The sequence below is a fragment of the Actinosynnema sp. ALI-1.44 genome, assembly GCF_001984155.1.
In the GTDB taxonomy this organism is placed as follows: Bacteria; Actinomycetota; Actinomycetes; order Mycobacteriales; family Pseudonocardiaceae; genus Kibdelosporangium.
Genome location: NZ_MTQO01000052.1, coordinates 307,038 through 321,592, shown reverse-complemented (window position 1 = coordinate 321,592; position 14,555 = coordinate 307,038). Strand labels below are relative to the sequence as shown.

Annotated in this window: 10 protein-coding genes and 2 pseudogenes; 5 read left to right on the top strand and 7 right to left on the bottom strand. The window is 69.0% G+C overall.

All coding sequences use genetic code 11. The annotated features are described in order from the left end of the window. Nucleotide 1: 1 nt before the first annotated feature. Nucleotides 2-1,354 carry an aminodeoxychorismate synthase component I gene (gene pabB, locus ALI144C_RS39375; protein WP_076992320.1) on the top strand — a complete coding sequence of 451 codons (1,353 nt, stop codon included), beginning with the start codon at nt 2-4 and terminating at the stop codon, nt 1,352-1,354. Between the two features lie 65 nt (nt 1,355-1,419). Here pabB and ALI144C_RS39370 read toward each other — a convergent pair whose 3' ends face one another. Further along, nucleotides 1,420-4,761 carry a phosphodiester glycosidase family protein gene (locus ALI144C_RS39370; RefSeq protein ID WP_076992319.1) on the bottom strand — a complete coding sequence of 1,114 codons (3,342 nt, stop codon included), beginning with the start codon at nt 4,759-4,761 and terminating at the stop codon, nt 1,420-1,422. A gap of 149 nt (nt 4,762-4,910) precedes the next feature. On the opposite strand from ALI144C_RS39370, the pseudogene ALI144C_RS58070 reads away from it, so the two are divergent. Continuing rightward, nucleotides 4,911-5,951: pseudogene (locus ALI144C_RS58070) on the top strand (glycerophosphodiester phosphodiesterase family protein); the annotation flags it as partial. Nucleotides 5,952-5,966: 15 nt separating this feature from the next. Further along, entirely contained in the window at nt 5,967-6,953 is a 987-nt protein-coding gene (locus tag ALI144C_RS58065) for a glycerophosphodiester phosphodiesterase family protein (protein WP_237774568.1), read from the top strand. A gap of 1 nt (nt 6,954) precedes the next feature. Here ALI144C_RS58065 and ALI144C_RS39355 read toward each other — a convergent pair whose 3' ends face one another. From ALI144C_RS39355 to lon, 6 genes and pseudogenes are all read right to left on the bottom strand, one after another. Next, on the bottom strand, nt 6,955-8,142 hold the full coding sequence (locus ALI144C_RS39355) for a serine/threonine-protein kinase (RefSeq protein WP_076992318.1): 1,188 nt from the start codon (nt 8,140-8,142) through the stop codon (nt 6,955-6,957). Continuing rightward, entirely contained in the window at nt 8,117-8,443 is a 327-nt protein-coding gene (locus ALI144C_RS39350; RefSeq protein WP_076992317.1) for a hypothetical protein, read from the bottom strand. Before ALI144C_RS39350 ends, ALI144C_RS39355 begins: the two co-directional genes overlap by 26 nt. A 50-nt stretch (nt 8,444-8,493) precedes the next feature. Continuing rightward, nucleotides 8,494-9,258: a 6-phosphogluconolactonase gene (gene pgl, locus ALI144C_RS39345; protein WP_076992316.1), complete on the bottom strand. Its 765-nt coding sequence runs from the start codon at nt 9,256-9,258 to the stop codon at nt 8,494-8,496. A 4-nt stretch (nt 9,259-9,262) separates the two neighbouring features. Continuing rightward, nucleotides 9,263-10,195, bottom strand: coding sequence for an asparaginase (locus ALI144C_RS39340; RefSeq protein WP_076992315.1), 933 nt, complete (start codon nt 10,193-10,195; stop codon nt 9,263-9,265). A 55-nt stretch (nt 10,196-10,250) separates the two neighbouring features. Beyond that, complete coding sequence (locus tag ALI144C_RS39335; protein ID WP_076992314.1) at nt 10,251-10,940, bottom strand: Clp protease N-terminal domain-containing protein; 690 nt, start codon at nt 10,938-10,940, stop codon at nt 10,251-10,253. Nucleotides 10,941-11,031: 91 nt separating this feature from the next. Next, a pseudogene (lon, locus tag ALI144C_RS39330) lies at nt 11,032-13,381 on the bottom strand (endopeptidase La). A 156-nt stretch (nt 13,382-13,537) separates the two neighbouring features. Between lon and ALI144C_RS39325 the strand changes: the two are divergent. After that, a complete protein-coding gene (locus ALI144C_RS39325) occupies nt 13,538-13,945 on the top strand; it encodes a hypothetical protein (RefSeq protein WP_076992313.1) in 408 nt (135 codons plus the stop codon). Between the two features lie 88 nt (nt 13,946-14,033). After that, a complete protein-coding gene (locus ALI144C_RS39320) occupies nt 14,034-14,552 on the top strand; it encodes a hypothetical protein (protein ID WP_076992312.1) in 519 nt (172 codons plus the stop codon). Nucleotides 14,553-14,555 lie beyond the last annotated feature (3 nt).

Sequence of the window (14,555 nt, the reverse complement as noted above, 5' to 3'; positions counted from 1 at the left end):
GATGAACATCGCGGTCACCGAGATCGAGGTCACCCGGCTCGGGGCCGAGTTACCGGCCGAAGCGGTCTTCGACGCGCTGTACCGCGACGCCCCCTACGCGTTCTGGTTGGACAGCGCATCCCGTGGGCGGTTCTCGTTCATGGGCGCGGCCAGCCGGGTCGTGCGGGCGTGGCCGGACCGCATCGAGCTGGACGGAACGGGGGTGTTGCCGCCCGGTTTCTTCGCCTGGCTCGCTGACGCGCTGCGGATCCGGGTCGACGTGCCGGACGTGCCGTTCGGGTTCACCGGCGGCTGGGTCGGCTATCTCGGCTACGAGCTGAAAGCCGAGTGCGGCGGCGCGCGGGCGTACGAATCCGCCGACCCGGACGCGGTGATGATGTACGTGGACCGCACGATCGTGTTCGACCACGTGCTGGGCGAAACCTACCTGGTGTCGGCCGACCGGGACTGGATCACCGAGACCGCAGCCCTGCTCGCCGCGTTACCGGAGCCCGAACCGGCCCGGCCGGTCCAGTCGGCGAAAGTCTGGGCCAGGCACAGCCGGGACGCGTACGTGGCGATGATCGAACACTGCCAGGACGCGATCCGCCAGGGCGAGACCTACGAGGTGTGCCTGACCAACATGGTCTCGGCGCGCGCGGACATCGATCCGTGGCACGCCTATCGATTGCTGCGAGGCCAGAGCCCTGCGCCCTACGGCGCCTACCTCAGGCTCGGCGACATGGCGGTGCTGAGCTCGTCCCCCGAGCGGTTCCTGCGGATCGACCAGGACGGTGCCGTGGAATCCCGGCCGATCAAGGGAACCCGGCCACGCGGTGCGACACCGGCCGAGGACCGCGCGCTGCGCGAGGACCTGGCAGGCAACGAGAAGGACCGCGCCGAGAACCTGATGATCGTCGACCTGGTCCGCAACGACCTCGGCCGGTGCGCGGTCGTCGGATCGGTGCACGTGCCCGCGATCTTCGAGGTGGAGACCTACGCGACCGTGCACCAGCTCGTCAGCACGATCCGTGCCACCCTCGCGCCCGGCACGTCACCGGTCCACTGTGTCCAGTCGGCGTTCCCCGGCGGCTCGATGACCGGTGCGCCGAAGATCCGCACGATGGAGATCATCGACGAGCTGGAGCGGGGCCCCCGCGGCGTGTACTCCGGGGCGCTGGGCTACTTCTCGTTGTCCGGCCACGTCGACCTGTCCATCGTGATCCGAACTCTCGTCGTGCGGCAGGGCGAAGCGGAGTTCGGCGTGGGCGGGGCGATCATCGACCCGTCGGACCCCGGCGCCGAGTTCGACGAGACCGTCGTGAAGGCCACGGCGATGCTGCGCGTCCTCGGCGCCGAGTTCCCACTCGACTAGTGCAACCAATGTGGCCTTCGTTGCGTTTTCCGCAACGAAGGCCACATTGGTTGCCTCAAAATGCGTCAGGAGGCGGCGCGCAACGCAACCTGGACGGTCGACCGCTGCGTCACGCCGTTCACCGTCACCGCGACGGTGAAAGTGCCCGGCCACAACGCGGTCAGCTCGCCCGTCTTCGGGTCGAGCCGGGCCACGTGCCACGGCCGCCACTCGTTCCAGTCGCCGACCAGCAGGTTGAGCGACCCGGACCAGTCGTAGCTCACCGGGTACGACACCGGCACCGTGCGGGAACCCTGCGTCAGCGTGGCCGACACCTTGCCGGTCTGGCCCCAGGCCAACGTCGCGGGCGCGGTGATGGCCAACGAGTCGACGTGCGGCCGGATCTCGGCGGCCAGCCAGTCGCCGCCGCGCCTGTTGTCCACGCCGAGCAGGCTCCAGCCGGTGAACCCGCCCGACGTCGTGCCGTCGCTCGGTGCCTTGCCGGAGTTGCCGTTGATCAGGTACGGCACACCGTCCACACGGGACGCGTGGAACACGCCGACGTGCCCGCCGACGAACGCGGCGCCCTTGCCGGTCTCGTGCCGGAACGCGCCGAGCCACTGCTCCAGCATCGAGGCTTCCAGCCGGTCGGACAGCTGGCTGCCCTTGGCCGGGGTGGGATCGCGCGGCGGGTGGTGTTCCATCACCACCACCGAACGCACCGACTTGTCCGCCTTGGCGGAGTCGAGTGCCTTGCGGAGCATCGCGGTCTGGTCGAACCCGCCGCCGCGGATCGTGCCGGTCGACGAGTCGAGCAGCACGAACCGGGTGCCCTTGTGGTCGAAGGTCTGGTTCGTGGTGCCGAACTCGCGGCGGAAGTTCTCGATCGTGCCCGGTCCCATGATCTCGTGGTTGCCCGGCACGTAGTACCACTTAAGCTCGTTGCCGAGTTCCTCGTTGAGAATCCGGTGCGCCAGCTGAAGATCCGCCGGTGCGGCCTCGTCGACGAAGTCGCCGTTGATCACCAGGAAGTCCGGCTTCTGCGCCTTGATCTCCCGCAGGGTCCGGCGGGCGGCCTTGACCAGGTCGCTGTCGGGGTTGCGGGCGACGAACTGAGCGTCGGACATCACCGCGAACCGCCACGGCCTGCCGCCGACCGTCCCGTCCTGCACCACGAGCCGGTCGGGCACCGTGGTCTCCGCCGGGATCCGCACGTCCGGCGGCACCTTGGCGACGAAGTCGTCGATCAGCACCTCGCCGGTGTACTGCCGGTCTGCCTTGGTCTCGATGGTGTAGAACCTGGTGACCGTCAACGGGAACGCCATCTCGGACGGGACCGCGACCTCCATGTACTTCCAGCCGGTCCACGTGATGTACGGGCCGTAGAGCGACCGGGACTGGCCCTGGCCGTCGACCACCGTGAACGCCGTCCACTCGCCCTTGCCGTTGCCGTACACCCACGCGCCTAACGCGAGCGGCTGGCCGGGGATCTTGATCGGCTGCGGCGCGTTCGCGTACGCGGTGCGGGTTCCGGTCGACAACGTGAAGTCGTACGCCAGCTTCAACCCGGCGCCCGTGTGTCCGTTGGGGACAGGGGCGACCGAGCCGGTGCCGCGCGCCGAGCCGAAGGTCCACTTGGCACCGTCGTCGAAGGTGGCGAAGGTGCGCTCTTCGAGGCCGACGGTGACCGGGATCCTGGTGACCTGCTGGCCGGCGGTGACCGTGACCACCGCGGAGCCGAGTGGCTTGAGCCCCTTGAACCGCAGCGCGCCGTCCGCGGTGGGGGTGATCTCCAGCAACGACTTGTCGTAGTCCAGCTTCAGGTCGGATGGCTCGATCGGTGCGGTGAACCCTTCGTCGTCGTAGCCGACGATGCCCGCCTGGCCCGTCGCGCCCTGGCCGGTGAGGCTGAGCCGCGAGGTGGTCGGCGTGAGCCGGGTGAGCGGTCCGAGGACGGTCAACGCCGTCTCGCCGGAGATCCGTCCGTTGCGGGCGGAGACCTTCGCGGTGCCCTTGGTCGTGGCGTGGAAGACGCCGTCGCTGCCGATCCAGCCGCCGCCGCTCGCGTGCCACGTGTGCGAACCCTGCGCGGGGCCGTAGGTCTCGTCGTGGCCGTGCGCGATCAGCGTGCGGGTCAGGCCCGGGAACACGCGGTCGGGACGACCACCGGGAATCGGGTCGGTGCCGGGTGCTTTCTCCCGGTCGCTGGCCGTGGCCACCCAGAAACCGGTGAGCTTCCCGCTGCCCGCGGGCGCGTACAACGCGAGCCCGTTCGGCACGGGGCGTTCGGCGCCGTCCGACGGCTTGTTCTCCACGTCGAGTTCCGTGGTGCCCGGTTCACGCGCGAGCATCGTCGACGAACCGCCGCCGTCGAGGTTGAGCGCGTTGTAGGCGCCCATTTCCTTCATGATGGCGGCGAGGTCCTTGAGGTTGAGGCCGAGCAGGTACGGCGCCTGCCTGCCGTCGACGGTCAGCAGGAACATCTTCTTGCCGTCAGCGGAGAAACCGACCGCGGTGCGCGGGTGCAGCGGGTCGTCGGGGGCGACGATCCGGCCGTCACGGATCAGCAGTTGGTTGCCGCCGACCAGCGCCTTGGGGGTGCTGCCGTCGCTCGTGCGCGAGGAGTACTGCACCTTGACCTTGTCGCCGGGCTTCAGCGCGGTGAGAGTGTCCGCTCCCGCCTCACGTCCGACGAGGGCATAACCGTTGGCGGGCAACGGATCCGCGCCGGGTGTCGGCCGGACCTGCGTGACGGTGTCGTTCTGCACGATCACCTCGGCGGTCTTCGTGGCGCCCTGGGTGCCGCGGCCGCGGGAGTACGTGCCCCAGACCGGGTTGAACACGCCGATGCCGCCCGCGTCGATCCTCGCGCTGTTGAGGTGTGTCAGCTTGGTCGGGCCCGCGGGCGTGGTGAGCGTGCCGTCGAAGAAGACCTCCATGACCCGGCCGATGCCCGCGGCGTCGATCCCGAACGCGCGGTTGTGGCCGGAGTTCGGCGACTTGACCAGCGAACCGGACTTGATCGCCGCGCCTTCGGGGGCGTTGGAGTTGTTGATGTCGAAGAAGTCGCCGTTCACCGCGGCGACCGCGCGCTTGGCGCCCGCCTGGGCCGACAGCGGCTCCGCCTTGGTGACCAGGCCGGGGTCGACGTAGTCGACGGTGGTGCCCGCGCCGAGGTCGACCGTGAGTGAGTCGCCGCGAACCCACCCGCCCGCGTCGCCTGGTTCGTACCAGTCGAACGAGCTGAGCGTCACGCCCGGGGCGACCGGCCGGGTCGTCCGCGAGGTCTCGATCCGCTTCGCCGGATCGACAGCGGACAGTGTCGAGTAGGAATCGGGCAGGTCGACCACCGGCGCGGCCATTGCCGGGGTGGCCAGGCCTACCAGCAGAAACAGGGGTAAGACTGCGGCCCGTTGACGTAAGGACACGGGTTGCTCCAATGTGCATGTGAACCCTTTACGGGTTGACAGCCAACCTGGTAAGAGGTTGCCCGGAACACCGCCTTTCGGTGTAGACCGGCGAAAAGTTCAGTGAATGGTTCAAGTTCGTTCGCTTCCGGCTGCGAGCATCCGCGCCCATGAGAAGCATCTGGCCGACGACAGTCGTCACAGGAACCGCGATCGCCCTGATCACGGGCCTGCTGGCGGCTCCAGCACAGGCCGAACGTTGGCGGGGCGACTTCGACTTACAGGCACACCGGGGCGGGCTCGGCCTGCGGTCGGAGAGCACGCTCAGCTCGTTCGGCAACGCCATCCGGCTCGGCGTCAGCACGCTCGAGCTCGACCTGCAGATCACCGAGGACGGCCAGGCCGTCGTCACCCACGACCGCCGGATCGACGGCCGCAAGTGCGTCGACACCGGCCCGGCAGTACCGGCAGACCCGGAGTTCCCGTACGTCGGGAAGTACCTCAACACGCTGACCCTCGCCCAGGTCAGGACCCTCGACTGCGGCTCACGCAAGCTGCCGGAGCACCCGGGCGCGGTGCTGTCGCCCGGCTCGCGGATGCCGCTGCTGCGTGAGGTCTTCGACCTGGTCAAGCGCTACCGCGCGGACGGCGTCAAGCTGAACATCGAGACCAAGGTCGAGGCGGGCGCGCCGAACGAGACCGCGCCGCGCGAGCAGTTCGTGCAGGTGGCCGCGCGGGAGATCCGCCAGGCCGGGTTCGCCCGCCGGGTCAGCATCCAGAGCTTCGACTGGGGCGCCTTGATGCGCATGCGCCAGGTCGCCCCGGAACTGCCCATCGTGGCGTTGACCAACTACGACTTCCTCCAGACCGGCAAGCCCGGCAAGTCGCCGTGGCTCGGCGGGATCGACATCGACGACTTCGGCGCCGACCCGATCGCCGCGATCAAGTCCTTCAAGGCGGACGCCTTCTCCCCGGTGCACGGATTCCCCCAGGCGGGCAAGGTGACCGACCCGGACTACAAGCCGTACGTCACCAAGGACATGGTCCGCCAGGCACACCGCAACGGCATCAAGGTCATCCCGTGGACCGTCGACGACGTGCCGACGATGGCCAAGCTGATCGACGACGGCGTGGACGGCATCATCACCGACTACCCGGACCGCCTGCGTGACCTGATGAAGCAGCGCGGCTTCAAACTGCCGCGTGCGTACGCGTCGCCGTTCGACGTGCAGGCACACCGCGGCGGCCGTGCGGTCCGCCCGGAGAACACGCTGGCGTCCTTCCAGTACTCGCTTGGCCTGCCTGAGGTGTCCACGCTGGAACTGGACACGGGCGTGACGCAGGACAACCAGCTCGTGGTGATCCACGACCGGACCGTCAACGGCTCGCACTGCGTGGACACCGCACCGGTGAAGCCGGGTGACCCGGAGTTCCCGTACGTCGGCAAGCAGATCCGTCAGTTGACCCTGGCGCAGATCAAGACGATCGACTGCGGCAGCAAGACGCTGCCGGAGTTCCCCAAGCAGGTCGCCGTGCCCGGTCAGCGCATCCCGACGCTGGCCGAGGTGTTCGACTTGGTCGAGCGCAGCGGCCGGACCGACATCCGGGTCAACATCGAGACCAAGATCAGCCCGACGGCCAACGACACCGCGCCGTACTGGCAGTTCACCCTGCAACTGGTCGGTGCGATCGAGAAGGCCGGGATGGCCCGCCGCTCCACGATCCAGTCGTTCGACTGGCGCACCATCCGGTTGTCGCGGGCGATCGACCCGCGCATCGAGACGGTGGCGCTGATCTGGCAGTACGGGCCGGACGAGTGCAAGACCGTCGCCGACGAGTGCTCACTGATGGCCGCGTACGGCGACCCTGCGGTGAAGAGCCCGTGGACCGGTGGCCTGGACTGGTGGCGCTACCGCGACCTCGGCAAGCTCGTGCGGGCCGCGGGAGCGTCGACGGTGTCGGCGAACTGGCAGGTGCACGACCCCGAGCAGACCAAGGTCACCTCGGACGACTGGTACCTGCGCACCGACCCGAAGTACTACTTCGGGCCCGGCGCGCGTGAGCTGGAGTCCAAGTACGACCTGAAGGTCGTGCCGTACACGGTGAACGACGAGACGACCATCCAGCGGGTGATCGACCTCGGCGTCACGGGCATCATCTCGGACGACCCCGACGTGCTGATCGCGGTGGCGCGCCGCAACGGCCTGCGCTGAATCACCCTTCCGGGTCCTCTTCCCCGTGCCCGCGCGGGGGAGGGGACTTCCAGGGCTTGTGGTGCTTCGGGGACCTCGGATGGGCGAACGGCTCCCACGGCAGCACGGCGTCTGACGTCGTCGTGGACACCGCTGTGGTCGGCGGGTCGGGCGGTGGGAGCAGGACGTCCGGTTGGTCGCGGACTCCTTGTACGACGGCTGGTGGCCGCCGTGCCGTCTGGTCCACGACCCGCTCGGCGGTGCGGTCCACCGGCCGGTCGACGATCTCGGTGATGGTGGGTGGTGTTTCCGGTGGTGTGGCCGTCACACTGGTTGCCTGCCGCGGTACGACCCGGGGCTCCACCAGTGGCTGAGGCCGCTGCTTCGGCAGGTTCAGCACGATCGTGATCCCGGTCGCGACAATCGCGGCAGCGACAGCCGCGACGAGAACCGTCCGCGTCTGAACACGCGACTTCGCCGACGAACCACGCAACAAGTCCACGCAGGTGGCCGCGTCGGGCCGCTCGTTCGGCAGCGTGCACACCATGGCACGCAAGGCCGCGGCGTGCGGCAGATCCGGGTCGATGATCGGCACGCGGCTCAACCGGGCGAGCGCTGTCGTCCTGCCGTCGCCGGGGTACTCCGTGCGCCCGGTCAGCGATTCGAGCAGGACGAGACCGAACGAGTACACATCGGACGCCATCGTCGGGTCGTCGCCGTTGACCTGCTCCGGTGCGAGATAGGAGACGTCCGTGCCCGTCGAGATGCCGACGTTGGTGAGATACGGCTCCATCCCCGGACCGAGCAGGACGCTGCCGGGGCGGATGTCGCGGTGCGCCACACCCTGCGAGTGCGCGTACGCCAACGCCCGGCCGATCGCGGACCCGATCCCGGTGACGGCGTCCGCGTCCAACGCCCCGCCGGCCAGTCGGGCCTTGAGCGTCGTCCCGGCGATGAACTCCTGAACCACGAACGGTTCACCGTCGTCGGTGACACCGGCGTCGAGCACACGGACAAGGCCGGGGTGCGCCAAGTCCGTCAACGCGCCCGCCCGTTCCACCACGAGATCCGGCTCGTCCTGCTGACCGAACAGCCGGACCGCGACGACTTGGCGCAGGTGCAGATCCCACCCGCGCATCACCCGCCGTCCCAGCGGCGTGATCAGCCGGTACCGACCGGCGAGCTCACGAATGCCTGAGTCCTCGGCCACGCCTCGAAGCTAGGTCACCGAGACTGGCCTGTGCCCGGATATGCACAGGCCGCAAAGGGATTCGCCGCGTCAGCGCGTGGGCACCGTGCGGCCCGGCACAGGCTCGCGTGCCCGCCGTGACCACGGCGTTCCTGGCTTCCCGCGCCGCGACCCCCAACTGGTCCTGCGTGGTGGTGTCGTCGTACTCGACGACGCTCTGGATCTCATCGGTGTCGAAAGCCTTGGCCACCACCCACGGCATCACGTGCTTGGTCAGCTCGCGAACGAGGAGGAGACGCTGCGGATCGAGTTCGGTCGCCATGGGCCAACCTTGCCGGTCGCGCCGACCGGATTCGGCCCGGTTGGCGAAATTCAGGCCTGGGGCGCACCCGGGACCTGCGTGGCCGCCGCCGCGTCCAGCAGCCACAGCGTGCGCACCTGCCCGCGCGCCCCGCCAGCCGGGATGTCGGTCTCCGCCGCGCCGCCGAGTGCCTGGCCCACTGCGTCCGCCTTGCCCTCGCCGCCGGTCAGCAGCCAGACCTCGCGGGAGCGGCGGATCGCGGGCAGCGTCAGGGACACACGCGTGGGTGGCGGTTTCGGGCAGTCACGGACAGCCGCGACCGTCCGGTCCGCCTCGTGGACGGCGGGGGAGTCCGGGAAGATCGAGGCGGTGTGCCCCTCCTCGCCGACACCGAGCAGACACACGTCGAACGCGGGCACGGCTTCGCCGTCACGGGCTTTCGTGGCCAGCAGTTGCGCGTATGCCTCGGCGGCCGCGTCCGGGTCGTCGCCGAACTTCCCGTCCGACGGTTCCATCACGTGCACGCGTGCCGGGTCGATCGGCAGGTGGTTCAGGAACGCCTCCCGTGCCTGGGTTTCGTTGCGGTCCGGGTGCCCGGCGGGCAGGAATCGTTCGTCACCCCAGTAGAAATCCACGCGGGACCAGTCGACCGCGTTCTCCGCGGGCACGGCCAGCACCTGCGCGAGCACCGCTGTTCCCGTCCGGCCGCCGGTCAGCACGACGGACGCCGATCCGGTGGCGGCCTGGGCGTCGATGATCGCGGTCACCAGACGTGCCGCTGCCGCCTTGGCGAGCAGGTCCGAATCGGCGAGGACCACGACCTGAGGTGCTGTCATGGCGCTATCCAACCAGGTGACCGAACCACTCGCGTGCCGAGTCCACCGGGTTCTTGCCCGCGCCACCGTCTGCCAGCGCGGCCATCAACGCGATCCGGGCGTGCGCCGGGCTGAGACCGTTCGCGCTGATCGCCCCGACCTTCCCGGCCAGGCTGGTCATGCCGGTCGTCCTTGCCCGCGAGGCGATGACCACGGGGACTCCCCACTCGGTCAGCTCACTGATCGGGATGAACAGCTCGACCGGGACGTTGCCCGAACCCGTGCCTTCCACCACGATCCCGCGTGCTCCCGCGTCCGTCACCGTGGTCAGCAGCGACGGCGGCATGCCCGGATATGCCTTGATCAGCGCCACGTCGGTTTCCGGCACACCGTCGATGTCCGGCGTGCGACGCGGGGGAGCGGCGACAGTGCGGACACCCTCACCGCGGCTGACGTAACCGAGAACCGGACTCGACTCGAACGCCGTCGCGGTCGTTAATCGCGCCCATCTCGCGGCATGGAGCTCGCCCCCGAAACACACGACCGTGCTGTCCACGCTCGGATCAGCGGCGGCGGTGATCGCGTTGCCCAGATTGCCGGGGCCGTCGCTGCCGGGTTCGTCGAAGCACGCTGTCGCGCCCGTGAACACGACGGCGCCACGCACCTGACCGACGACGAGTTCGGTGAGAAATGCGGTCTCCTCCAACGTGTCGACGCCGTGCGTGACCACCACACCGTTGAAACCCTCGGTCAGCGCCGACCGAGCTCGGCGGGCGATGGCCAGCATCGTGGCGGGTGACGTGTCCCAGCTGGGTTCGGCCATCACGTCCTCGACCGTGACCTCCGCGCCCGGCACATCGGCGACACCTCGCACCAGCTGTGCACCTGTCGCGACACCAGGCGGGTCGCTCAAGTACGCCATCATGTCGCCAGTCGTGATCAGCAGCACACGCCTCACACCAAAGCTCCTAACAGGAATGCCAGCACAATCACGAGCACGATGACTCGGACCATCAGGCGTCCGGACGGTTTTCCAGGCGTTCGATCCGTTCGATGACCGGCTTCAACTCCTGGCGGATGGCGGCCACGATCGGATCCATTCCGGCCTGTGCACGCAGATGGACGTACCCCGTGAGCGCGGCGACGACCGTCTTCCGCGCGGAACGCAGGTCCACGCCCACCTCGCGTAAGACGTCTCCCGCGATTCCGGCCGGTTCGCTCAACAGGCCGAGCAACAGGTGCTCGCAGCCCACGTAGTTGTGGCCCAACGCGAGCGCCTCGGTCACGGTCAGCTCCAGCGCGTTCGCGGCCGGACCGCTGAACTGCTTCGCCCGCGGACCCTCGGCGGCGGGTAAGTGCGCGGCCAGCGCTCGCTCCACAAGCAGGGGGTCGATCTCCATCGCCCGCAGGACCTGCAAAGCCAGATTGCTGCCCTCGCTGAGCATGCCGTGCAGCAGGTGCTCGGTGCCGACGGCATCGGCGCCGCTCGACCGCGCGATGCCGAGCCGGATCACGGTGCGCATCCGTTCGGTGAACTGGGAAAGCTGTAAATCGGCGACGTCGTCCAGCGTCATCGCGCGGATCGCGCTGACCCGCCGCACCGACTGCTCCAGCGCGCGCTGGCAGATCGCGGACACCGGCAGGCTGGCCGCCTTGATCGCGTCCGCGAGTTCGTCAGGGACGTAGACGTTGATTTTCGGCATACCCCCATTTGTACCCCTGTCTGGGGTTACAGGCAAAGGGTAGTGGAAAGCCACCCGCGCACGTGACGCGGGTGGCTGGTTTTCCTGCTGGTCAGGCGGCGATCGCGGCCGTGGACGTGGCCGGTTCCAGCGCCAGGTCCAGCACTTCGCGGACGTCGCTGACCAGGTGCACGGTCAGCTCCTTCAGCACGGTCTCCGGCACGTCCTCCAGGTCCGGCTCGTTGCGCTTGGGCAGCAGGACCGTGGTCAGCCCGGCGCGGTGGGCGGCGAGCAGCTTCTGCTTCACGCCACCGATCGGCAGCACCCGGCCGGTCAGCGACACCTCGCCGGTCATCGCGACCTCCGAGCGCACCGGGCGGCCCGACAGCAGCGACGCCAACGCGGTCGTCATCGTGACACCCGCGCTCGGACCGTCCTTCGGAACCGCGCCGGCCGGAACGTGGATGTGGATGTTGCGCTCCGACAGATCACCGACCGGCAGTTCGAGTTCGGCGCCGCGCGACCGCAGGTACGACAGCGCGATCTGCGCCGACTCCTTCATGACGTCGCCCAGTTGCCCGGTCAACGTCACGCCGGTGTGCCCGGTTTCCTTGTCCGCCAGTGAAGCCTCGACGAACAGCACGTCCCCGCCGATCCCGGTGACCGCGAGACCCGTTGCCACACCGGGCACCGAGGTGCGTTCGCCGGACTCCGGCTTGTGCTTCGGGCTGCCGAGGTACTCCCGGACATCCGCCGGTCCGATGTGGACGGAGGTGGGGTCCTCGCCGAGCGCCAGCTTGGTGGTCACCTTGCGCAGCACCCGGGCGATCGCCCGCTCCAGCTGGCGGACACCGGCCTCGCGGGTGTACTCGGCAGCCAGCAACCGCAACGCCTCGTCGTCGAACTTCGCGTCGTCGGTGGTCAGGCCCGCCCGGTCAAGCTGACGCGGCAGCAGGTGGTCACGGGCGATGACGACCTTCTCGTCCTCGGTGTAGCCGTCGAGCTGCACCAGCTCCATCCGGTCGAGCAACGGGCCGGGAATGGACTCCAGCACGTTGGCCGTCGCCAGGAACACCACGTCGGACAGGTCGAGCTCGACTTCCAGGTAGTGGTCGCGGAACGTGTGGTTCTGCGCCGGGTCGAGCACTTCCAGCAGCGCGGCGGTCGGATCGCCGCGGTAGTCCGCGCCGACCTTGTCGATCTCGTCGAGCAGCACGACCGGGTTCATCGAACCGGCTTCCTTGATGGCACGCACGATCCGGCCGGACTGCGCGCCGACGTACGTCCGGCGGTGGCCCCGGATCTCGGCCTCGTCGCGGACACCGCCCAGCGCGACCCGGACGAACTCGCGTCCCATCGCCCGTGCGACGGACTCACCCAGTGACGTCTTGCCGACGCCGGGCGGCCCGACCAGCGCGAGCACCGCGCCGCTGCGCCGTCCACCGACGACGCCGAGGCCGCGGTCAGCGCGGCGGCGGCGAACCGCCAAGTACTCGACGATGCGTTCCTTCACGTCGTCCAGGCCCGCGTGGTCGGCGTCGAGCACCGCCCGCGCGCCCTTGATGTCGTAGCTGTCCTCGGTGCGGTTGTTCCAAGGCATGTCCAGGACCGTGTCCAGCCACGTGCGGATCCAGCCGACCTCGGGTGACTGCTCCGAGGTGCGCTCCAACTTGTCGACCTCGGCGAGCGCCGCCTTCGCGACGTGCTCCGGCAGGTCCGCCTCCTCGACGCGGGCGCGGTAGTCCTGCTCCTCGGACGCGGGCTTGCCGTCCAGTTCGGCCAGTTCCTTGCGGATCGCGGCGAGCTGCTGGCGCAGCAGGAACTCGCGCTGCTGCTTCTCGACGCCTTCCTTGACGTCCTTGTTGATCGTCTCGGCGACGTCGAGCTCGGCGATGTGCTCCTGCGCCCACGTGACGAGCTGGGCCAGCCGCTCGGTGACGTCCGCCGTCTCCAGCAGCCACAGCTTCTGCTCCTCGGTGAGGTACGGCGCGTACCCGGCCAGGTCGGCCAGCTGTGCCGGATCGCTCACCTGCTGCACCTGGTCGACGACCTGCCACGCGCCCCGGCGCTGCAGGATCGCGGTGGTCAGGTTCTTGTACTCCTTGGCGAGCTCACGCGCCCGCTCGTCGACGACGTCGTCGAGTTCGGTGGCCTCGACCCACAGTGCCGCGCCGGGGCCGCTGGTGGCGGCACCGATCCGGGCACGGGAGATGCCGCGGATGACGGCGGCCTTCTGCCCGCCGGGCAGGCGGCCGATCTGTTCGATCTCGCCGACCGTGCCCGCCTTGGCGTACTTCCCGTCCCAGCTTCGGGACCAGCAGGATCTTCGACTGGCCCGCGGCCTGCGCCGCGTCGATGGCGGCCCGCGCGTCGGCCTCGGAAAGCCGGATCGGCACGACCATCCCTGGCAGCACGACGACGTCATCCAGCGGCAGAACGGGGAGGTTCAACGTCTCGCTCACGGCTGTCACACCCTCTACGAAGAAGATTGAGTCTGACTCGCTCAACTACGTAGATCGACGAACAATTCCGCCGTTCGCTCACGGCGATCGGCCTGACTATGCTTGTCGATCGTGACCGGCGGATTTCCGCTGGTGGGGTTCGTCAGGAGGATAGTTTTGCCGCGTTGGACCACCTCGTTCAGTCCGCCTGCCACTGCGCTCACGGGACTCGACGCGGACCAGCGCAAACGTGTCGTCCGAGCTGTCCAGCGCGGGGACGCGGCGGACAACCTCGAACTCGCGAACCCGTTGGTGACGTACGCGTCGGCGGTCCTGCGGTGGCACGCCTCGATGCGGGTGTGGCGGATCGTGGCCTTCGCGTTCGTCGCCTGTGGCGCGGTTCTCGTGCTGCTGGGTTCCTTGGGCGAAGGGGCCTTCGACTGGCTGGATCTGGCACCGATCGCCGTCCTTGCCGCCTTGCTGCTGTCCTTCGTCGCTGACAGCAGGCGGAAAGCACGTGCCGAGCAGTCCATGCGGGCGACGGAGAACCGGTGGGGCTGGGGCAACGGCCCGGTCAAGTCGTAGCCAACCGGGTTGGTGCGTTCGGAGCAATTCGCGTCCGACGCGCGAGCCTGATCCGTTTCTGGGGTAGTCCTCCCAGAAAGGAGTGACGATGGCGCGTGTTGTCGGGTTGGGACTGTTCAGTGCCGTGTTGTTCGGCGTGATGATGGCCTTCTTTGACGACAACCTGTGGGTCGCTGTCGTCGGCGGCGTGTTCTTCGGCGTCGGGATGGCGGTGTTCATGCGGCCCGGGTGGGAACCCAGGCCGCTCAAGGGACTTGACCGAGTCCAACGCAGACACGTCACCCGCACCATGCGCAGCGGGGAGGCGATGGACGACCCGGAACTCGCGCGCCCGTTGACCGAACTGGTCGACGCGACACTCGCCATACCTTTCTCACCCACGCTCATGCGGGTCGCGGCCGGACTGATGTTCGCACTGGGCGGGACCTCGACAGTCCTCGCCATCGTGGCCCGTGGCGAGGTTTCCTTGCTGGGCGGACCCCTGCTGGTCCTGATGTCGTTGGCTCTCGCGTTCGTCTTCGTGCCGACGGCCGCGCGGCAGCGGGAGCGGGCCGCCCAGGCCAAGCGGGCAACACAAAGCCGGTGGGGCGAGAACCCCACCGGCTGATAT

Coding starts and splice junctions, on each gene's coding strand:
- pabB (WP_076992320.1), top strand. CDS start 2: ATGAACATCGCGGTCACCGAGATCGAGGTCACCCGGCTCGGGGCCGAG.
- ALI144C_RS39350 (WP_076992317.1), bottom strand. CDS start 8,443: ATGGCGACCGAACTCGATCCGCAGCGTCTCCTCCTCGTTCGCGAGCTG.
- pgl (WP_076992316.1), bottom strand. CDS start 9,258: ATGACAGCACCTCAGGTCGTGGTCCTCGCCGATTCGGACCTGCTCGCC.
- ALI144C_RS39335 (WP_076992314.1), bottom strand. CDS start 10,940: ATGCCGAAAATCAACGTCTACGTCCCTGACGAACTCGCGGACGCGATC.
- ALI144C_RS39320 (WP_076992312.1), top strand. CDS start 14,034: ATGGCGCGTGTTGTCGGGTTGGGACTGTTCAGTGCCGTGTTGTTCGGC.